The sequence below is a fragment of the Dyella acidiphila genome (assembly GCF_014863405.1).
GTDB lineage: Bacteria > Pseudomonadota > Gammaproteobacteria > Xanthomonadales > Rhodanobacteraceae > Dyella_B > Dyella_B acidiphila.
Genome location: NZ_JACZZA010000014.1, coordinates 1 through 19,604 on the forward strand (window position 1 = coordinate 1; position 19,604 = coordinate 19,604).

A 19,604-nucleotide genomic window follows, 5' to 3' on the forward strand; every position below is an offset into this window, starting at 1 on the left:
GGCGAGGCTGCCCCCTCACCTCGATCCTCTCCCCGCAGGGGAGAGGAGGAAGAGCGGTGGTTCGTACAGCATGTTCGCGGCGCGCTCTGCTCCCTCTCCCCGGCGGGGAGAGGGCTGGGGTGAGGGGGACACTCTTGCGGTGATGGTGGTTCGAAGCGTGGCTTCGATGTTGATTTACGGCGAGGGTGGCCCCTCACCTCGATCCTCTCCCCGCAGGGGAGAGGAGGAAGAGCGGTGGTTCGCGTGGCGGTTATGTTTCGCCGCGTTCTGCTCCCTCTCCCCTGCGGGGAGAGGGCTGGGGTGAGGGGGGCACTCTTGCGGTGATGGTGGTTCGAAGCGCGGCCTCGATGTTGATTTACGGCGAGGGTGCCCCCTCACCTCGATCCTCTCCCCGGAGGGGAGAGGAGGAAGAGCGGTGGTTCGCGTGGTGATTGTGTTTCGCCGCGCTCTGCTCCCTCTCCCCTGCGGGGAGAGGGTTGGGGTGAGGGGGACACTCTTGCGGTGATGGTGGTTCGAAGCGTGGCTTCGATGTTGATTTACGGCGAGGCTGCCCCCTCACCTCGATCCTCTCCCCGCAGGGGAGAGGAGGAAGAGCGGTGGTTCGCGTGGCGGTTATGTTTCGCCGCGTTCTGCTCCCTCTCCCCTGCGGGGAGAGGGTTGGGGTGAGGGGGACACTCTTGCGGCGATGGTGGTTCGAAGCGTGGCTTCGATGTTGATTTACGGCGAGGTTGGCCCCTCACCTCGATCCTCTCCCCGCAGGGGAGAGGAGGAAGAACGGTGGTTCGCGTGGCTGGCGTGTTCTACGGCGTGCAGGGCATCTTCGAGTTGCACGGTGGCCATTTCGAAACACGTGCCCAACACGGAACGCCGAATTTCCAGCAGTTCGTCTTCCTCTTCTTTCGTTACTGCGTAAGTCATTTGCGCCAATAGACCCAAGTGATCGCGCAATTGCGCCAGCTTGCTATGGGCCTGTTCCGGTAGTGCCAGGCAAACCCCGGCTGCCGCTGCATGTCGTGCATCGTTCATTGTCTTTGCTCCATGTTGGTAAACACGCCGCACCTTGCGCACGGCGTGCAGGGCTTACAGGAAAAATCCTGCGGTCAATGTCGGAAAGCTACGCTTCCGGTTCGACACAACGCCCTTAGGGGCTCGACATTGTCCGAGTTGGACAACGGTGAAGCAGCGGGGATGGGCACTGCGAAGGCACTGAGACGTGCACGTGCCGTATGATCGAATGTAACCATGATCTAACTTCCTAGTAGTTGGTTGTGGCCAGCGGATTGTGTGGGTGCCACCCCATGCAATCCGCGCTTCTCTACATCACATCCTGTCGGGCACGGTTTGAATCTCGCAACAGAGAGCGTGCCCGACAGTGCAACCTTCGCACTTGTCGAAACGCTTGTCTGTCGGTGAATGCTGACAGTTCGTATCGATTGCAGACGCCACAAAACAAGCGGCCATCTCATGCGAGATGGCCGCTTGTTTTTGATTTCACTGCTTGATGATCTACGTCAAAGTGTGCTGAGTTGATTGCTGGAGTCGGTGGATCGAACGTGCGTGCCATCCGATTGCTGATATTCGCACCGGCAACAAAGCTGCTTCCGATTGCAGCATTGCCATGCCTCGCAGATGTACGGCGATCTACCGCCCATGCCCCTGGTTCGAATGCGGACGCTGATACTTGCCATGCATCTCCGCACGCCGCTCGAAGGCATGCACGTGGTTGCGTCCGTTGAGCTTGACGTAATACATCGCCTGGTCGGCGCGTTCGATCAGGGATTCCAGCGTATCGCCCAGGCTGCGCATGGCCAGGCCGATGCTGATGCTGAGCAGCAGGTCGTTCTGGTCCACCGCAATTTCCAGGCGATGTACGCGTCGGCATAGGCGCGTGGCAACTTGCAGGGACTGTTCTTCGTTGACGCCATAGAGCATGGCCACGAATTCTTCGCCGCCATAGCGGCCCAGCAAATCGTTGGGGCGCAGTTCGTTGTTGAGTACCTCCGATACCGCTACCAGGGCGCGGTCGCCGGCCGCATGGCCCTGGCGATCGTTGAGTACCTTGAAATGATCCAGATCCAGGAACAGCAGCGCGATCGGCTGGTTCTGTTCCATGCCTTCGGCCAGCATGCGATGTGCGGCTTCGGTCCACGCGCGGCGGTTGAACAAGTTGGTCAGCGCATCGCGATCGGCCAGCACACGCACGCTGTCGCGATCGCGGCGCATGGTCAGTGCGCGGTCGGCCAGGCCCAGCGACAGCACAATCGCTTCGAACGCGCCCATGCCGATGCTGGCGTCGTTGAGCCAGTCCAGCGTGGGCAGTGCGCCGGTGACTTGCGCGCTGGTCATGGCGGTGAGCACCAGCAGCGGGGTCCAGCCGAGCAGGAAGAACCAGGCCGGACGCGAGCCGCGTATGCCGGCGATCAGCGCGCTGAACAGCAGCAGCAGCGCACCGAGAATCAGCACCGGATTGACCAGTACCCGGGCCATCTCCACCAGTTCGGCGATCTGGCTGCAGCGCAGCAGCACGATCAGCGGCATGCCGATGCCCAGCGCTACCACGGGGGCGCGCAGCAGCGGCGCGTAGCGGGGCAGGTCGCAGAAGCGGGCGACGAAGAGTGAGGCGAACGATACCGACAAGGCGGTGGCGGAGATGCCGACCAGCAGTTCCGAGCCGGCCAGCCAGCTCAGGCCCAGGGGGTGGAACAGAAAGCCGGTCTGCACGCTTTGCACGATCACGTAGCAAAGCATGTAGCCGGTGTACCAGGCGAAGGTCATGTCGCGCAGCATCAGCGCGAAGCACAAGGCCATCAGCGCCATCGCCACCATCACGGCAAAGCAGGCGGTGGCGAAGGTGAGCCAGTTGGCGTCTGCCTGCAGGAAGTCGTCCAGGTTTTGCAGCTCGAAGCGTTCGGGTGCCGACATGCTGCCGCTGGCTTCGAACTTCAGCAGGATCGGCACGGCCTGTCCGCGATCGACCGCCAGGCGAAAGGCCAGTCGCCCGTGGCCGTGCAGGTGCGCAGTGAAATCGTCCAGTGCCAGGGTGCGCACCGCCCCCTGATCGTCATACAGGCTGATGGCACCCAGTGGGGCGGGGTAGATGGATAGCACGCGTTCTTCGTCGGTATGGGACGGTTCGGGCTGCAATACCACCCAACTGCCCATCGCATCGCGCGGGAACAGCTGCAGCATGGCGGGGTTGAAGGCCTTGAGCGTGCCGTGCCGGAAGGCGTTGAGTATCTGCGCCGGGGCGTCGCCGCGAGCCACTTCGCGCCAGGCGCCGTGCAGGGGAGCGCCGGTGCCAGCGTGCAGCAGGGAGAACCACAGCATCCAGGCCATCGGCACGGCGGCAAGCAGCCCCCTGCGCCAGCCTTTGAAGAAGAAAACGTCCCTCACCGCTGCCCCTTGTGCTGAAGCGGCCCTGCACCTGTTGCCAGCAGGCCGCACCCCGATCCGGTCGCTCTGCGTCTTGTGCGCGATCGCCGGTTCCCCTTCACCGACGGCGCTGCCATTGTTACCTGCCGGCAGCGCCCTAGTGCAATCGGTGATCGACTTTTACCCCATGCAGGGGGCGTGCCAGCCGGTCAATGGCTTGTAAAACGGGGCTATACGCGAAATTGCGCGCGGCGCGCGTATCTTTTTGTCACGCCGTGACGAGGCGTGTGACAGGCTAGGTCAGTTCACTTTTTGCGGAGGGTATATGGCTGGTATCAAAGTGGCGGTGCTGATTGGCAGCCTGCGCCAGGATTCCTTCAATCGCCGGCTGGCGCGTGCGGTGGAGCGGCTGGCGCCGGCGGAGTTCTCTTTCGAGCATGTGCAGATCGACCACCTGCCGTTCTACGACCAGGATTTCGATCACGAGTATCCGGCCCCCTGCGGCACGCTGAAGGCGCAGATCAAGGCGGCCGATGCCCTGCTGTTCGTCACGCCCGAATACAACCGTTCCATCCCCGGCGTGCTGAAGAATGCGCTCGACATTGCCTCGCGGCCGTATGGCACCAATGCCTTTGCGGGCAAGCCGGGTGCGGTGATGGGTGCGTCGATCGGTGCGACCGGCACGGCGCTGGCGCAGCAGCACCTGCGCAATGTATTGGCCTACCTGGATGTGGCGGTGCTGGCGCAGCCGGAGGTGTTCGTGAAGTTCACCGATGGCTTGATCGATGCGGATGGGCACATCGGCGTGGAGAGCACGCAGAAGTTTCTGCAGGGGTTTGTCGACAAGTATGTGGCGTGGGTGAAGCGATTCGTGGCGCACTAGCCGCCCGGCTGCGTCCTGCCTTCGCTTCGCCGTTATCCCGGCCTTCGCCGGGATGACGGTTGCGTGTTACCGCACCGGCGCGCTACCCACTCCGCAGTACTTCTCCAGCAACTGCTGCTGCACATCATGCGGCTCCTGGCCTTCGTCCGGCTGCAGATGCACATAGCTGCCATCCGACTGCAGCTGCCACGCGGTGGTGTTGTCGCCCAGATACAGCTCCAGCTCCTTGCGAATACGCTGGCGCAATTTGCGCTCGCCGATCGGGAACGCGGTTTCCACGCGGCGGTCCAGATTGCGTTCCATGAAATCGGCGCTGGCCAGGTACATGCTTTCGTCGCCGTCATTGGCGAACCAGTACACGCGGCTGTGTTCCAGGAAGCGGCCGACGATCGAGCGCACGCGGATATTCTGCGATACGCCGGGAATGCCGGGCCGCAGGCAGCAGGTGCCGCGCACCAGCAGGTCGATCTGCACGCCGGAGCCGCTGGCCTTGTACAGCGCGCGGATCATCTTGGCGTCGGTCAGCGCATTGACCTTGATGATCATCTGCGCCGGCTTGCCTGCTTCGGCATGTGCCTGTTCGCGCGCAATCATTTCCAGCAGCGTTTTTTTCAGGGTGAACGGTGCGTGCAGCAGCTTTTTCATCTTCAGCAGCTTGCCCATGCCGGTGAGCTGGCTGAACAGTTTGTGCACGTCCTCGCACAGGGCAGGCTCGGAGGTGAGCAGGCTGTAGTCGGTGTACAGGCGCGCGTTGCCGCTGTGGTAATTGCCGGTGCCAAGGTGTGCGTAACGTTGCAGCTTGTTGCCTTCGCGGCGCTGGATCAGCATCAGCTTGGCATGCGTTTTCACGTCCACCACGCCGTAGATCACCACCGCGCCGGCCTGCTGCAGGCGCGTGGCCAGGCCAAGGTTGGATTCTTCGTCGAAGCGTGCGCGCAGTTCCACCACCGCAATCACTTCCTTGCCGGCGCGGGCGGCTTCCACCAGTGCGTCGACGATTTCGGAATTGGCGCCGGTGCGGTACAGCGTCTGCTCGATGGTGAGCACAGCCGGATCTTTCGCCGCCTGGCGCACCAGGTCTACTACCGGCGCGAACGATTCGTAAGGGTGCATCAGCAGTACATCTTGCTTGCTGATCACCTGGAACAGGTCTTCGGCCTTTTTCAGTGCCTTGGGAATCGCCGGCACAAACGGCGCGTATTGCAGCTGCGGGCTCTCGCTGCGGCTGACGATGCCGAACAGGCGGGTGAGATTGACCGGGCCATTTACTTCATACAGTTCGGCTTCGGTCAGGCCGAACTGCTTGAGCAGGTATTCGATCAGCGGGCGCGGGCAGTTGTCGGCTACTTCCAGGCGTACGGCGTCGCCGAAGCGGCGCGAGGACAGTTCGCCGCGCAGGGCGCGGGCGAGGTCGTCCATTTCTTCCGGGTCGATGGTGAGGTCGGCGTTGCGGGTCAGGCGGAACTGGTAGCAGCCGCGCACTTCCATGCCGGGGAACAGGTCCTCTGCATGCGCATGCATGATCGAGGACAGCAGCACATAGTTCTCGCCGCCTTCGCAGACATCGTCCGGCAGACGGATGATGCGCGGCAGTACGCGCGGCGCCGGCAGAATGGCCAGGCCCGAATCGCGGCCGAAGGCATCCACGCCTTCCAGTTCCACGATGAAGTTGAGGCTCTTGTTGACCAGCAGCGGAAACGGATGGGTGGGGTCCAGCCCGATCGGCGTCATCATCGGCGCCACTTCCTGACGGAAGTAGCGCTGCACCCAGCGCTTCTGCGCGGCGTTCCAGCTTTCGCGGCGCACGATGCGGATGCCGTGGCGATCCAGCTCCGGCAGCAGGCGCTCGTTGAGGATGCTGTACTGGCGGGCGATCTGCCGGTGCGCGATGTCGCTGATTTCGGCCAGCGCCAGCTTCGGCGTGATGCCGTCGGGGCCGACGATCTCGTGGCCGTAGGCGAGCTGTCCTTTCAGGCCAGCGACGCGAATCTCGAAGAATTCATCCATGTTGCTGGAGAAGATCAGCAGGAACTTCAGCCGCTCCAGCAGCGGCGTGCGTTCGTCCAGTGCCTGTTCCAGTACGCGGTTGTTGAACTGCAGCTGGGACAGCTCGCGATGGATGTAATAGGTCTTGTCGCTGAGGTCGACCGCCGGCGCACTGGGGGCCGCAGGTGTTTCGGGCGCGGTAGCGCTGGCGGCGGACATGGCGTCTTGGTCGTTGCGTTTGCTCATCGTTACACCATCCGGGTGACTGGGTGGCGACGCCGTACCCATGCGGTAGGGTCACTGCGTTGACATGTTGCGGCAACGCGTTGACATGGGTGTGACATCGCAGGCGCCATCGCCATTACGCGGCCTGCGGCAGCAGGTAATGGCTCGGCGCAGCCCCCAGCGTACGCCGGAACGCGGCGGTAAATGCACTGCTGCTGCTATAGCCGAGCTCGATCGCCACCTGCGTCACGGATTGTCCGCGCGCCAGCCGCGACAGCGCGGAGAGCAGGCAAGCCTGCTGGCGCCAGCTGCTGAAGCTCATGCCGGTCTGTTCGCGGAACAGGCGCGTGAAATTGCGCCGGCTCATGCCGGCCTGGTGCGCCATGGTGTCGATATCGATTTCCAGCGAGGGCGCGTGAATCAGCGCGCGGCACAAGCGGGCCAGGCGCGGATCCTGTGGCAGCGGCGTGCTCAGGGGCAGGCTGGGCATATGGGCGATTTCATCCACCAGCAGGCGCATCACGCGCTCGTCGCGGCCGCCGAGCGGGTATTCGGCCGGGAGGTCCACCGCCTCGGCCAGCAGGGCGTCCAGGAGCGGCGACACGCTGAGCACGGTGCAATGGGCGGACAGTCCGGCGCGGGCTGCGACCTCGGGCAGCAGATAGGCGCTGCGCAGCGCGGTAAGGCCGCCCATCTGCACGGTGTGCGGCATGCCGGGCGGAATCCACAAGGCACGCCGCGGCGGCACTACCCAGCTGCCTTCGCTGGTGATCACGGTCAGCACGCCGGCCACGGCGTACAGGCACTGGCCGCGCTTATGCGTATGGCTGGGCAGCAGGGTGCCGGAAACGTATTCATTGCCGGTGGCGATCACGTCGCGCGGGGTGTCCTCGTAATTGGCAACCCGGGTGTTGCGCATGGGGCAGCGCCTCTGGTTTGGCCCGATTTCTACAGAACTTGACCCGATAGTGCATGCGGGCCGCAGATGGCTACTTTAAGGTGGCATCCGCAGCGAGGCAATCTCGCCCCCATCCCCACTTCGAGTGCTTATGCAGAACTCAGCCGATTCGATTTCCCTGCCGGCGGGCGCGCCAGCCCCCGCTGCCGCGCAGCGCACGGACTACAGCATCCTGGGTGCGATCAGCTTTTCGCATCTGCTCAACGACATGATCCAGTCGCTGATCCTGGCGATCTATCCGCTGCTCAAGAGCGGCTTCAACCTCAGCTTCGGCCAAGTCGGCCTGATCACGCTGACCTACCAGGTCACCGCCTCGCTGCTGCAGCCGCTGGTCGGCATGGTCACCGACCGCAAGCCGATGCCGTATTCGCTGCCGGTCGGCATGGGCTTCACCCTGTGCGGTCTGTTGCTGCTGGCGGTGGCGCCGAATTTCCCGGTGCTGTTGCTGGCGGCGGGCCTTGTAGGCACCGGCTCGTCGGTCTTCCATCCGGAATCCTCCCGCGTGGCGCGACTGGCCTCGGGCGGCCAGCACGGGCTGGCGCAGTCGCTGTTCCAGGTGGGCGGCAATACCGGCTCGTCGCTGGGGCCGCTGCTGGCAGCGTGGATCATCGTGCCGCACGGGCGCGGCAGCGTGGCCTGGTTCTCGCTCGCCGCCTTGCTGGCGATGGTGGTGTTGCTGCAGGTGGGGCGCTGGTACCGGATGCATCACGTCAGCCGCAGCAAGGCCGTGCGTCACGCTGCGGGCGAGGCGCTGAGCCGCGGCAAGGTGACGATGTGCATCTCCATCCTCGGCATGCTGATCTTCTCCAAGTATTTCTACCTGGCCAGCATCAGCAGCTATTTCACCTTCTATCTGATCCACACCTTCGGCGTGTCGGTGCAGAACGCGCAGGTGCATCTGTTTGTATTCCTGTTCGCGGTTGCCGCGGGTTCGCTGATCGGCGGCCCGGTGGGCGACCGCATCGGGCGCAAGTGGGTGATCTGGGTATCGATCCTGGGCGTGGCGCCGTTCACGCTGGCGCTGCCGCACGCCAATCTGTTCTGGACCGGTGTGCTGACGGTGGTGATCGGCCTGATTCTTTCCTCGGCGTTCTCGGCGATCCTGGTCTATGCGCAGGAGCTGATACCGGGGCGTGTGGGCATGGTGTCCGGGTTGTTCTTCGGCTTTGCCTTCGGCATGGGCGGCATCGGCGCCGCAGTACTCGGGCGCGTGGCGGATGCGCATGGCATCGACTATGTGTACACCTTATGTGCGTATCTGCCCTTGATCGGTGTGCTCGCGGTTTTTCTGCCCGATCTGGAACGGCCGAGGCGCAAGTTGGCCAAGGCATAAAAAAAGGCCCGCAGTTGCGGGCCTTTTTGTTCAGTGCTTCGCCGGCGGCGGTCCTTGCACCACCTGCATCAAGCTCTGCGGCTTCAAATACTTCTTGAATGCCGCCTGCACTTGCTCCGGCGTGAGAGTGAGGTAGTGCTTGGCGGCGACCATCGGCTGATCCAGCGGTTCGTCATGCCAGGCCCAGCTGAGCAGCGAGTGCGCAATGCCGCTGACGCTGGAAACGCTGAGCGGAATCGAGCGGATTTCATACTGGCGTGCGTTGTCCAGCTCCGCGCTCTTGATCGGCGTGGTCTGCATGTCGACCAAGTTTTGCCGCACCAGGCCGTCGACCGGCGCAACCTTGTCCGCATCGCTGCCGTATTGCACGAAGAAGATCGAGCGCGAGCGGTCGAAACGCAGGCCAGAGCCCGCGCCATAGGCGTAGCCGTGCTTGACGCGGATATCGGTCATCAGGCGCGAAGCAAAACCGTTGCCGCCCAGCACGTTGTTGCCCAGCTGCAAGGCGTAGCGATCCGGGTTGTGCATGGTGAGTTCGATCATCTGCCCCATCAGCACCTGATCCTGCGAGGCATACGGATTCTCGACCACGGTGTAGCCGGCCGGATTGGTCGGTACCGGCTTGGAGATCACATTGGGCTTGGCGCCCTCGGCCTGCCACTGGCCGAAGTAGCGTTCCACCGTGGCCTTGGCCTGTGCGGGCGTGACATTGCCTACCACCACGATGGTGGTGAGATCGGGGCGATAGGTTTTTGCGTAGTAGTCCTTGAGGTTCTGCAGGCTCAGCTTGCCGATCGTATCCGGCGTGGGGCGGCGCAGATCCGGATCGCCTGCGGGCAGCAGGCCTTCCATCATCGCCTTCATCATCTTGTATTCGGGCGACTGCATTTCACCGGCCAGCGTGCGCGCCAGCGCTTCCTGCTGCACGCTGAAACCTTCTTGCGGCAGGGCAGGGTGCAGTTCGTTGTCGGCCAGCAGCTGCATGCCGCGGTCGAAGTGTTCGCTGAGCACGGCCAGGCCGAAGTCGGTGCCGCCGTTTTCATTGGCGGCGATATCGTCCAGCGCCTTGTGGAAGGCATCGCGATCCAGCGTGGCGGAGCCGTAGTCGAACAGGCTGCCGAGCAAGCGCGCGGCGCCTTCCTGTCCGGCCGGTTCCTGCAGCTTGGCGTTGTTGTCGATATGGCCGAGCACGGTGACGGTCTTGCTGATGGTTTCCGGCTGCACGATCAGGTGGATGCCGTTGGCCAGCGTCATCTGCACGGGTGCCAGTGTCCAGCGCGGCATTTCCAGCTTGCCGAGTTTGGCGGCCGCCCATTCCGGCAGCGGTGCGTCGAGCTTGTCGTTGCCGGCAAACGATTCGGAGCCGCCGAAGCCGGCGCTGTCCGGCGGCCGCTGGCCGTTGTTGTCGGAGGTGAGCACCACCGTGACGCGCTGCTCGCGCGCGAGGTATTCGCGGGCGACGCGGTTGACGTCATCCACGCTCACCTGGCGGATCTGTGCTTCGGCTTCATCCGGCGAAGCGAGGCCCATCCAGGCGATCGCCTGCGACCATGCGGTGGCGAGCGTGACGGCGCTGTTCTTGTTGAATTCGGCCTGCGCGATTTCCGATTGTTTGGACGCTTCGACCAGATCGGCTGGCACGCCGTGCTTGAGGATCTCGTCGATGACAGCTTCCAGGTCGGCCTGCGCCTTCTTCGCATCGCCGCCCTTGGGGAAGCCGACTTCGATCACGCCCACGCCGCCGTTGCTGAAAGGCTGCAATTGCGCATCGGCGCTCAGCACCTTGCCTTCCACTGCCAGTGCGTTGAGCGAACTGCGCGCGTTGTTGAGCACGTCGAGCAGCACCTGCGCCGCGGCGTTGTCCTTGTCCTTCATGCCGGGCATGCGGTACAGGAACTGCACCGAGCCGGTGCCCTGCGGCGTGGTGGTGGCGATTGTTTCGGGCTTCACCGGCTGCAGCTTCATCGTCGCCAGCTTGGGCAGTTCGCGCTGCGGAATCTTGCCGAACAGATCCTTGACCTTGGCCAGCGTGGCCTGCGGATCGACATCGCCCACGATCACCAGCAAGGCATTGTTGGGTGCGTACCAGTTCTTGTAGAAGGTTTGCAGATCTTGTGCGGTGGTCTTGTCGAACGAGGGGCGCGTGCCGAGTGCGTCTTCCGCATAGCCGGTGCCGGAGTACAGGATGCGTTCGGCCTTCTGGAAGGCGAGATAGCCCGGATCGGAAATATCGCGCGACACTTCCTGTTCGATCGCGCCGCGCTCGCGGTCCCAGTCCTTCTGCGTCAGCAACGCGCCTTCCATGCGCGCCGATTCGATGTGCAGCAGGATATCCAGGTAGTTCGACGGCGCCACGAAGTAATACTGGGTGGCATCGTTGGTGGTGAAGGCGTTGTTCTCGGCGCCCATCTTGCCGGTCATTTCATTGAGCTGGGCACCGGTCAGGCCCTGGCTGTCGCGGAACATCATGTGTTCCAGCGCATGCGCCGTGCCGGGCAGACCGTCGGGCGTGTGATAGCCGCCGGCCAGGTAGGTGATCTGGGTGGTGACCATCGGCGAAAGCGTCTCGCGCACGATCACTACGCGCAGGCCATTGTCGAGAGTGGCATGCAGCACATTGCTGTCATTGGCGACGGCAGGCGAGGACGCCGGCGCATCGGCACGCGCCGTCATGCCGGAGGCTGCCAGCCCCATGCCTAGCATCACGCTCCATGCCAGCGTCTTGAAGGGTCTCGACATGATCTGCAGTTCCTTATGGTAGACAACGGTAGACCGCAGGATGGTGCCACAGTGCCCGCCATGCGCCTACGTGCCGGAAGCTGACGTGCACCACTATCGATCCCCGCCGAGGCGGCGTATTGTGCGCGAAACATCTTGGCAGCCCTGGGGAGGAGCGTAACCATGTTGGTGGTAACGACCGAAAATGTGCCTGGCCATCAGGTAGTGCAGGTAAAGGGGCAGGTGTTCGGCCTGGTAGTGCGCAGCCGCGGCATCGGCGGCAACGTGATGGCTGGCCTGCGTTCGCTGGTAGGCGGCGAGATCCACGAATACACCCAGATGCTGGAAGAAGCGCGCCGGCACGCACTGGATCGGCTGGTTTCCAACGCCAAGGCGATGGGCGCCAACGCCGTGGTGATGATGCGCTTCGATTCGGCGGAAATCGGCCAGACCATGAGCGAAATCGTCGCCTACGGCACCGCCGTGGTCGTCGATCCGCCGACCTGATCGGCGCCGCGCATGTTGCCGATCGTGTTGTACGTCATAGGCAGCCTGCTGCTGCTGGGCGCCTTGATCGCCGCCTTGACCGGCGTGCTGGTGGCGCTGCTGCCGCAGTTGGTGTTCGGCGGCTTGCTGCTGGTGGTCGGGCTGGCGATCGAACGCTGGCGCTACAAGCCGTTGCTGCGCAGCGGCCCGGATCCGGCCTGGCAGGATACAGGCGAGCGTTTCGTCGATCCCGGCAGCGGGGAGCTGACCGCGGTGTATTTTGATCCGCAGCGCGGCGAGCGCCACTACATCGTGGTCGACGAGCAGGCCTCGCCGCGTTAACAAGCCGCTAGCGGTCTATTGGCTAGCATCGGTGGCTTATCCATTTGCGTTTGAATCATAGGGAAGAGAGCGACTATGCCTTCAGGTAATCCGGTATTGCGCAGCAAGGCGTTTCAGGGACTGCCCGTAACGGGCGAACGCATGACCATGAACGGGACGATCACCCGCACGGTGCTGCTGCTGGCGCTGGCGGTGATCACCGGTGGCTGGACCTGGCAGCGCTTTGCCGATGTGGCGGCAGGCGGCGATATTTCCACCGCGCTGGCGGCGATCAGTCCCTTCATGTGGGGTGGCCTGATCGCGGGCTTCGTGTTGGCCATGGTGACCTGTTTCGCACAACGCTGGGCAGGCGTGACGGCGCCGCTGTATGCGATCGCCGAGGGTTTTGCGCTGGGCGGCATTTCGGCCGTGATGGAAATGCGCTATGCGGGCATCGTGCTGCAAGCGGTAATGCTCACCGTCGGCGTGCTGGCGGTGATGTTGCTGGCTTACCGCTCTGGCTGGATCAAGGTCACCGACAAGTTCCGCATGGGCGTGGTGGCTGCAACCGGCGGCATTGCCTTGCTGTATGTGGTGGATATCGCGCTGCGCGCCTTCACCCATATCCAGATTCCCTTCATCCACGAAACCGGCGCGCTGGGCATCGGCTTCAGCCTGCTGGTGGTGGGCCTGGCCGCGCTCAATCTGGTGCTGGATTTCGACATGATCGACCGCGCCGCCGCGCAGGGCGCGCCCAAGTACATGGAGTGGTACGGCGCCTTCGCGCTGATGGTCACCCTGGTGTGGCTGTACATGGAATTGCTGCGCCTGCTGTCCAAGGCGCGCCGCTGATCCGCATGCCATCCCCGTCCTCCCCTGCTGGCAGGGGAGGACGGGGACTAGGTTGTTCAGGCCTGCGCTCAGGCCGGCTCTTGCCATGAACTTGCCGCATGGATGCCTCTCCCCACGCGGAACGCCATCCAGGCAAATGCTACCCTTGCCGCTTTTCCAATAACGGATGGGTATGACCAAAGAGGCAGGCCGCGGACACGCTTTGCTGGTGGGCGCAGGCATCTTGTGCAGCCGCCTGTTTGGCCTGGTCCGGCAACGGGTGTTTTCGCATTATTTCGGGCTATCCGACGCCGCCGATATTTTCAGCGCTGCGCTGCGCGTGCCCAACTTCCTGCAGAACCTGTTCGGCGAGGGGGTGCTCTCTGCCTCGTTTATTCCGGTGTATGCGCGGCTGCTGGCGCAGCACAAGCAGGAAGATGCCGATCGCCTGGCCGGCGCGATTGCCGCGGCGCTGGCGCTGATCATCGCGGTGATCGTGGCGCTGGGCGTGTTGGCCACGCCTTATCTGCTATGGGCGATTGCGCCGGGCTACACCGGCGAAAAGCGCGAGCTGACCATCCTGATCGTGCGCATTCTGTTTCCCGGCACCGGCATCCTGGTGTGGTCGGCGTGGTGCCTGGGCATCCTCAACAGCCATCACAAGTTCTTTCTTTCTTATGCAGCGCCGGTGGTCTGGAATCTGTCGATGATCGTGACCATGCTGGTATTCCGCCAGCTGCAGGCCGATCGACTGATCGTGTATCTGGCCTGGGGCACGGTGCTGGGCTGCGTGCTGCAGTTCCTGGTGCAGCTGGGGCCGGTATTGAAACTGGTACCGGGGCTGCGCCTACGGCTGGATCTGCGCAATCTGCATGTGCGACAGGTGGGCGGCAGTTTTCTGGGCGTGGCCGTCGGGCGCGGCGTGGTGCAGATCAGCGCCTTTGTGGATCAAGCCATTTCCACGCTGCTGGGCAGTGGTGCGATTGCTGGCATGACCACCGCGTCGTCGATCAACCTGTTGCCGGTGAGCCTGTTCGGCATGGCGATATCCGCCTCGGAACTGCCGACGCTGTCGCGCATGGCGGGCGATACGTTCGATGCCGAGGTGGCCGCAAAGTTGTCGGCGCGCCTCAATAACGGTCTGGAGCGGATTGCCTTCTTTATCGTGCCCTCGGCCATGGCCTTCTTTGCCCTGGGCAACGTGGTGGTAGCGGCGCTGTACCAGTCCGGTGCGTTTACCAGCAAGGATTCGTATTACGTGTGGGCGATCCTCGCCGGTTCCGGCGTGGGCTTGCTGGCCTCGACCTTCGGGCGACTCTACGCCTCCACCTATTACGCCATGCGCGATACGCGTACGCCGCTGCGTTTTGCCATGGTGCGCTTGGCCTTCACGGCGGTGCTTGGACTGGGCAGCGCCTTGTGGCTGCCCAAACTGCTCGACGTCCCGCTGCAATGGGGCGCGGTAGGCCTGACCGCATCTGCGGGCATAGCGGGCTGGATCGAATTCCATTTGCTGCGCCGGAAGTTGAATCAGAGCATCGGCGCCACGGGTGTGGCGGCAGCGATGATGGCGAAGCTGTGGGTATGCGCCGCGGTGGCGGCACTGGTCGCTTGCGTGCTGGAGCACTACCTGCACGGGTATGGGCCCATCGTTACCGCAATGTTTGTGCTATCCACCTACGGCATAGTCTATTTTGCCGTGGCTTATCTGCTGCGCATCAAGGTTTGCGTGGAGGTATTGGGCAAGGTGCTGCGTCGGATCGGTATCGGCTGACGCGTCTGAAAGAAATTTCGGCTGTGCAGGGCAGTTGCCACTTTCGCCAAATTTTCAGAGATAGCTCGTGGGCGCTATCGCTTTGCTTGATGACGGCGAATGCCTGGAGGCCATGGCTACTGATGGAAGCACTCAAGAAAACGGTATGGATCGTCGTCAACGGTGGTGATTTTCGAATCTGATTGGTACGACATACTTGGGTAAGAGTCTGCGCTAGCGTCCGGGTCGGGAATACGTTCCCGCTGCCAAAACGGAGGCAGTAGGTGGAGCTTTTGTTGGGTGTGTGTCCGGCCTGCTGGCCGGTGGCCCGTTGTTGGGGCTGGGCGGAGCGGTGCTCGGTAGTGTTGGCGGGATGTTTGCAGCGGCCGTCGACTGTGCATATGCACGTCGCCGGTGATCAACCGTCTTGCATGGAAATAGCTTGCTGGCCGAATGTAGTTTGACAGGCGCCATCCTTTTGGATGGCGCCTGTTTGAAGGAATGTCATGGAAAAGAATCCAGCGCCGCTGCTGCGCAAGAAGGAAGCTGCCGGGTACCTCGAGGCGATGGCAATCTGCTCCTTTCCTGTCTGGATGTTCGTTTTTACTTGCTTCGCTTATTCACTCCAAAATATCGAGCTGACTACAGCAAGACTAGTCACGATTTTGATTTCATCGGTAGTGGCAGGTTTGTTTTTTGGCGTGGTAATGGGGCTTTTGCTGTGGTTGCGAAAGATGTGACCCTCACCGGCGCAGATTGCTGAGCGCCAGTTCGATCAATTCGTCGCCGCGCCCGTTCATTACCGTGCGCAGTGCCCACAGGCTGAAGCCCTTCATCTGCTCGATCTGGATCTTCGGCGGCATCGACAGCTCCTGGCGGTTGGTCACCACATCCACCAACGCCGGGCCGTTGTGCGCAAACGCATCGCGCACGGCTTGTTCCAGCTCGCCCGGATCTTCCACGCGCACGCCGTAGATGCCGGCTGCGCGGGCGAGGGCGGAAAAGTCGGGGTTGTCCAGCGTAACGCCAGTGGGCAGGAAGCCGGCCGCCTTCATCTCCAGCTCCACAAAACCCAGCGTGCCGTTGTTGAATACCACGATCTTTACCGGCAACTGTTGCTGCACCAGGGTGAGCAGATCGCCCATCAGCATGGCAAAGCCGCCGTCGCCGGACAGGCTGACAATCTGCCGGCCGGGATAAGCCGTCTGCGCACCGATCGCCTGCGGCATCGCATTGGCCATCGAGCCGTGCACAAAGGAACCGAGCAGGCGGCGCTTGCCGTTCATATGCAGATAGCGTGCAGCCCAGATGGTGGGCGTGCCCACATCGCAGGTGAATACGGCATCCTCGCTGGCGACGTCGCTTACCACCTTGGCCACGTATTGCGGATGGATCGGCTTGCTGCCGGGCTTGCCCACGGCGAGATCGTTCAGGCCTTCGCGCGCTTTTTTGTAATGCTCCAGGCTGCTTTTCAGATGGCTGTCGCCGGTGGCCGTTTTCAGGCGCGGCAATAGCGCCTGCAGGGTGGCGCCCACATCGCCGACCAGGCCGAGATCGAGGCGGCAGCGGCGTCCGAGGTTTTCCGCGCGCAGATCGATCTGGCAGATCTTGGCGTCTTCGGGGAAAAACTGCCGATACGGAAAATCGGTACCGAGCAGCAGCAAGGTGTCGCAGCTCATCATGGCTTCGTAGCCGGAGCTGAAGCCGATCATGCCGGTCATGCCGACGTCGTACGGGTTATCCCATTCGACATGCTCCTTGCCGCCCAGCGCGTGTACCACCGGCGCCTTCAGCGTTTCGGCCAGCTTGATCACGGCATCGTGCGCACCGGCGCAACCGCGCCCGCAAAACAGCGTGACTTTGCGGCCGCTGCCGAGCAGGGCGGCGAGCTGATCGAGCTGCGCCTCGGAGGGGATGACCGTCGGCGCCACCGGCAGCAGGCCGGAGGCGGTGGCGACCGGGCCGCTGGATTCGGCCAGCGCCACATCGCCGGGAATTACCAGCACCGATACGCCGCGCTGGCCTACCGCGGTGCGGATGGCCGTAGCCACGGCGCGGTGGATCTGCGACGGGCTGCTGATCAGCTCGCAATAGTGGCTGCATTCCTGGAACAGATTCTGCGGATGCGTTTCCTGAAAATAGCCGCTGCCGATTTCCGCGGAAGGAATATGCGCGGCGATGGCCAGCACCGGCGTGCGCGAACGCTGTGCATCGTAGAGGCCGTTGATCAGATGCAGATTGCCCGGTCCGCAGGAGCCGGCACATACCGCCAGCTGTCCGGTCAGCTGCGCGTCCGCGCCGGCGGCAAAGGCGGCCGACTCTTCATGCCGGTAGTGAATCCATTGCATGTCCTTGCGCTGGCGCAGCGATTCGGTGATGCCGTTGAGGCTGTCGCCGACCAGTCCATGGATGCGCCTGACACCGGCCTGATAAAGGGTTTCGACCAGCACATCGGCAACGTTGCGGATGCTCATCACGCACCACCTTTCCATGATCAGGGCAGGGCTGCTGATCTTGGCAAAGGCTAGCTTTGATTTCCGTAAAGACGCGCGCGCCCGGGTAGGTTGGGTTAGCGCAGCGTAACCCAACAATGCCTGGCTTCGATGGAGAACTGTTGGGTTACGCTGCGCTAACCCAACCTACGTGGTTTCGCTGGGGTCTAGCGTGCGCCAATTACCATCGGCTCCGGCTCCAGCCGCACGCCGAACTGCGCCTGCACTCCGTCGATCACCCGCTGCGCAAACGCCCACAGTTCCTGTCCGCTGGCCTTGCCATGATTCACCAGCACCAGCGCATGCCGGTTGGAGATTCCGGCATCGCCTTCGCGCATGCCTTTGAAGCCGGCCGCCTCGATCAACCATGCCGCGGAAAGCTTCCAGCGTCCGTCATTGCCGGGCCATGCGACCAGTCTGGCATGTTCGCGCTGCAGGGCTTCGCCCTGGGTGGCATCGACGATAGGATTCTTGAAGAAGCTGCCGGCATTGCCGATCACCGCCGGGTCGGGCAATTTTTTGGTGCGCAAATGCACTACCGCCTCGGCGACATGGAACGGTGCCGGCTTGTCCACGCCCATGCGTTCCAGTTCTTCGCGGATGCCGGCGTAATCCAGGCGCAAGGCATGGCTGCGCGGCAGGGCGAAACGTACCGCGGTGACGATAAAACGTTCCGGCTCGTGCTTGAACAGCGAATCGCGATAAGCGAAGGCGCAGGCCTGGCGATCCAGCGTGACCACGCGGCGCTCGATCCGGTCCCAGGCTTCCACGCTCTCGATAAATTCGGCTACTTCCGTGCCGTAGGCGCCGATATTCTGGATCGGTGCGGCGCCGACGGTGCCGGGAATCAGGATCAGGTTTTCCAGGCCGGCAAAACCCTGGCCCAGGGTCCAGCGCACAAAGTCATCCCAGCGCTCGCCCGCGGCCACGGCAATGCGCGCCGTTTCGCCATCCTGTTCCACATGCACGCCACGCGTTTCCATCGCCAGCACGGTGCCGTCGAGATCGCCGGTAAGCAGGATATTGCTGCCTTCGCCCAGCACCATCAGGCGACTGGCGCGGATGGCGGGGAAGTCGAGTAGCTCCGGCAGCTTGGCGGCATCGCGTATTTCGGCCAGCAACTTGACGCGGGCAGCGACGCGCAAGGTGTTGCGCGCTGCCAGCGGTGCGTTTTCGATCAGCGTATAGCCGCCCATGTCGATACGCTCAGCGACCATCGCGCGGTTCCTGTTGGCGGCGGATTTCATTGACGCATTCGGCGATCAGCGCCGGGCCGCGATAGATCAGGCCGGAATAGATCTGCACCAGCGCCGCACCGGCAGCGCGCTTTTCGACGGCGTCCTGGCCTTCCAGGATGCCGCCCACGCCGACGACGCCGACGCGCTCGCCCAGGCGGCGGCGCATGCCGCGCACCACCTCGTTCGAGCGTGCCAGCAGGGGGCGGCCGGACAAACCGCCGGTCTCGCCGCCGTGCGGATCCGTGGCCACGGAAGAACGGTCGACGGTGGTGTTGGTGCAGATCACGCCATCGATCTGTGTAGCCAGCAGCACGTCGGCAATGCTGTCCAGCTCCGCCTCGCTCAGGTCCGGGGCGATCTTCAGCAGCATGGGCTTGCGCGCACCGGCTTGCGCGCCGAGCCGCTCCTGCGCTTCGCGCAGGGTTTCGATAAAGCGGCGCAGGGTGGCTTCTTCCTGCAGGTCGCGCAGGCCCTTGGTATTGGGCGAGGAGATGTTCACCGTGATGTAGCTGGCATGTGCATACACGCGTTCCAGGCAAAACAGGTAATCGTCCACGGCCTTGTCGTTGGGCGTGTCCTTGTTCTTGCCGATATTGATGCCGAGCACGCCGCGGTAGTTCGACTGCTGCACATTGCGCACCAGCGCATCCACGCCCTCGTTGTTGAAGCCCATGCGATTGATGATGGCCTGGTGCTGCGGCAGGCGGAACAGGCGCGGGCGATCGTTGCCGATCTGCGGGCGCGGCGTCACCGTGCCCACTTCGATAAAGCCGAAGCCCAAGGCACCCAGTGCATCGAGGTGCGCGGCATTCTTGTCCAGTCCGGCAGCCAGGCCCACCGGGTTGGGGAAGCGCAAGCCGAATGCTTCTACCGGCAGCTCCTGCGGCGGCGTGGCGACAAAGCGGCCGAGCTCGCTGCGATGCGCGACATCCAGGCCATACAAGGTCAGGCCGTGCGCGGTCTCGGCGTCGAGCTTGAACAGCAGCGGGCGGATCCAGTCGTACATGC

The 19,604-nt window shown here is 63.3% G+C and carries 15 protein-coding genes; 7 read left to right on the plus strand and 8 right to left on the minus strand.

Annotated features, from left to right (window positions below; translation table 11 throughout):
• Positions 1-717: 717 nt before the first annotated feature.
• Both IGX34_RS18985 and IGX34_RS18990 read right to left on the minus strand, forming a co-directional pair.
• On the minus strand, positions 718-1,026 hold the full coding sequence (locus IGX34_RS18985) for an XAC0095 family protein (protein ID WP_192557325.1): 309 nt from the start codon (positions 1,024-1,026) through the stop codon (positions 718-720).
• Positions 1,027-1,641: 615 nt separating this feature from the next.
• On the minus strand, positions 1,642-3,393 hold the full coding sequence (locus tag IGX34_RS18990) for a diguanylate cyclase (RefSeq protein WP_338015510.1): 1,752 nt from the start codon (positions 3,391-3,393) through the stop codon (positions 1,642-1,644).
• 304 nt (positions 3,394-3,697) lie between these two features.
• Here IGX34_RS18990 and IGX34_RS18995 point away from each other — a divergent pair, with 304 nt between their 5' ends.
• Complete coding sequence (locus IGX34_RS18995) at positions 3,698-4,255, plus strand: NADPH-dependent FMN reductase (protein ID WP_192557326.1); 558 nt, start codon at positions 3,698-3,700, stop codon at positions 4,253-4,255.
• A gap of 66 nt (positions 4,256-4,321) precedes the next feature.
• Here IGX34_RS18995 and ppk1 read toward each other — a convergent pair whose 3' ends face one another.
• A complete protein-coding gene (gene ppk1 / locus IGX34_RS19000) occupies positions 4,322-6,460 on the minus strand; it encodes a polyphosphate kinase 1 (RefSeq protein ID WP_425598808.1) in 2,139 nt (712 codons plus the stop codon).
• A 142-nt stretch (positions 6,461-6,602) separates the two neighbouring features.
• The gene (locus IGX34_RS19005; protein ID WP_192557328.1) at positions 6,603-7,385 is read right to left on the minus strand and encodes an AraC family transcriptional regulator; all 783 of its coding nucleotides are present in this window, start codon (positions 7,383-7,385) and stop codon (positions 6,603-6,605) included.
• Positions 7,386-7,515: 130 nt separating this feature from the next.
• Here IGX34_RS19005 and IGX34_RS19010 point away from each other — a divergent pair, with 130 nt between their 5' ends.
• On the plus strand, positions 7,516-8,757 hold the full coding sequence (locus tag IGX34_RS19010; protein WP_192557329.1) for an MFS transporter: 1,242 nt from the start codon (positions 7,516-7,518) through the stop codon (positions 8,755-8,757).
• A gap of 30 nt (positions 8,758-8,787) precedes the next feature.
• Here IGX34_RS19010 and IGX34_RS19015 read toward each other — a convergent pair whose 3' ends face one another.
• A complete protein-coding gene (locus IGX34_RS19015) occupies positions 8,788-11,496 on the minus strand; it encodes a M16 family metallopeptidase (protein ID WP_192557330.1) in 2,709 nt (902 codons plus the stop codon).
• A 162-nt stretch (positions 11,497-11,658) separates the two neighbouring features.
• On the opposite strand from IGX34_RS19015, the gene IGX34_RS19020 reads away from it, so the two are divergent.
• From IGX34_RS19020 to IGX34_RS19040, 5 genes are all read left to right on the plus strand, one after another.
• Entirely contained in the window at positions 11,659-11,982 is a 324-nt protein-coding gene (locus tag IGX34_RS19020) for a YbjQ family protein (RefSeq protein WP_192557331.1), read from the plus strand.
• A 12-nt stretch (positions 11,983-11,994) separates the two neighbouring features.
• Positions 11,995-12,303 (plus strand): hypothetical protein, encoded by a 309-nt coding sequence (locus IGX34_RS19025; protein ID WP_192557332.1) that lies wholly within the window; start codon positions 11,995-11,997, stop codon positions 12,301-12,303.
• Between the two features lie 75 nt (positions 12,304-12,378).
• A complete protein-coding gene (locus tag IGX34_RS19030) occupies positions 12,379-13,134 on the plus strand; it encodes a Bax inhibitor-1/YccA family protein (RefSeq protein WP_192557333.1) in 756 nt (251 codons plus the stop codon).
• Positions 13,135-13,306: 172 nt separating this feature from the next.
• Positions 13,307-14,887, plus strand: coding sequence for a murein biosynthesis integral membrane protein MurJ (murJ, locus tag IGX34_RS19035; protein ID WP_192557334.1), 1,581 nt, complete (start codon positions 13,307-13,309; stop codon positions 14,885-14,887).
• A gap of 485 nt (positions 14,888-15,372) precedes the next feature.
• Positions 15,373-15,606 (plus strand): hypothetical protein, encoded by a 234-nt coding sequence (locus IGX34_RS19040; RefSeq protein WP_192557335.1) that lies wholly within the window; start codon positions 15,373-15,375, stop codon positions 15,604-15,606.
• A gap of 3 nt (positions 15,607-15,609) precedes the next feature.
• Here IGX34_RS19040 and poxB read toward each other — a convergent pair whose 3' ends face one another.
• The 3 genes from poxB to IGX34_RS19055 all read right to left on the minus strand — a co-directional run bounded on the left by poxB (position 15,610) and on the right by IGX34_RS19055 (position 19,602).
• Positions 15,610-17,340 carry a ubiquinone-dependent pyruvate dehydrogenase gene (gene poxB, locus IGX34_RS19045; RefSeq protein WP_192557336.1) on the minus strand — a complete coding sequence of 577 codons (1,731 nt, stop codon included), beginning with the start codon at positions 17,338-17,340 and terminating at the stop codon, positions 15,610-15,612.
• A gap of 185 nt (positions 17,341-17,525) precedes the next feature.
• Positions 17,526-18,554, minus strand: a complete 1,029-nt coding sequence (murB, locus tag IGX34_RS19050; RefSeq protein ID WP_192557423.1) for a UDP-N-acetylmuramate dehydrogenase — start codon at positions 18,552-18,554, stop codon at positions 17,526-17,528.
• 10 nt (positions 18,555-18,564) lie between these two features.
• On the minus strand, positions 18,565-19,602 hold the full coding sequence (locus IGX34_RS19055; RefSeq protein ID WP_192557337.1) for a quinone-dependent dihydroorotate dehydrogenase: 1,038 nt from the start codon (positions 19,600-19,602) through the stop codon (positions 18,565-18,567).
• Positions 19,603-19,604: the final 2 nt, after the last annotated feature.

What these genes read in the sequence shown, in the direction of transcription:
- IGX34_RS19005 (WP_192557328.1), bottom strand. Translation starts at nt 7,385, where the DNA reads ATGCGCAACACCCGGGTTGCCAATTACGAGGACACCCCGCGCGACGTG.
- IGX34_RS18985 (WP_192557325.1), bottom strand. Translation starts at nt 1,026, where the DNA reads ATGAACGATGCACGACATGCAGCGGCAGCCGGGGTTTGCCTGGCACTA.
- IGX34_RS19040 (WP_192557335.1), top strand. Translation starts at nt 15,373, where the DNA reads ATGGAAAAGAATCCAGCGCCGCTGCTGCGCAAGAAGGAAGCTGCCGGG.
- IGX34_RS19055 (WP_192557337.1), bottom strand. Translation starts at nt 19,602, where the DNA reads ATGTACGACTGGATCCGCCCGCTGCTGTTCAAGCTCGACGCCGAGACC.
- IGX34_RS19030 (WP_192557333.1), top strand. Translation starts at nt 12,379, where the DNA reads ATGCCTTCAGGTAATCCGGTATTGCGCAGCAAGGCGTTTCAGGGACTG.
- murB (WP_192557423.1), bottom strand. Translation starts at nt 18,554, where the DNA reads ATGGGCGGCTATACGCTGATCGAAAACGCACCGCTGGCAGCGCGCAAC.
- IGX34_RS19015 (WP_192557330.1), bottom strand. Translation starts at nt 11,496, where the DNA reads ATGTCGAGACCCTTCAAGACGCTGGCATGGAGCGTGATGCTAGGCATG.
- ppk1 (WP_425598808.1), bottom strand. Translation starts at nt 6,460, where the DNA reads ATGTCCGCCGCCAGCGCTACCGCGCCCGAAACACCTGCGGCCCCCAGT.
- IGX34_RS18995 (WP_192557326.1), top strand. Translation starts at nt 3,698, where the DNA reads ATGGCTGGTATCAAAGTGGCGGTGCTGATTGGCAGCCTGCGCCAGGAT.
- IGX34_RS19010 (WP_192557329.1), top strand. Translation starts at nt 7,516, where the DNA reads ATGCAGAACTCAGCCGATTCGATTTCCCTGCCGGCGGGCGCGCCAGCC.
- IGX34_RS19020 (WP_192557331.1), top strand. Translation starts at nt 11,659, where the DNA reads ATGTTGGTGGTAACGACCGAAAATGTGCCTGGCCATCAGGTAGTGCAG.
- IGX34_RS19025 (WP_192557332.1), top strand. Translation starts at nt 11,995, where the DNA reads ATGTTGCCGATCGTGTTGTACGTCATAGGCAGCCTGCTGCTGCTGGGC.
- poxB (WP_192557336.1), bottom strand. Translation starts at nt 17,340, where the DNA reads ATGAGCATCCGCAACGTTGCCGATGTGCTGGTCGAAACCCTTTATCAG.
- murJ (WP_192557334.1), top strand. Translation starts at nt 13,307, where the DNA reads ATGACCAAAGAGGCAGGCCGCGGACACGCTTTGCTGGTGGGCGCAGGC.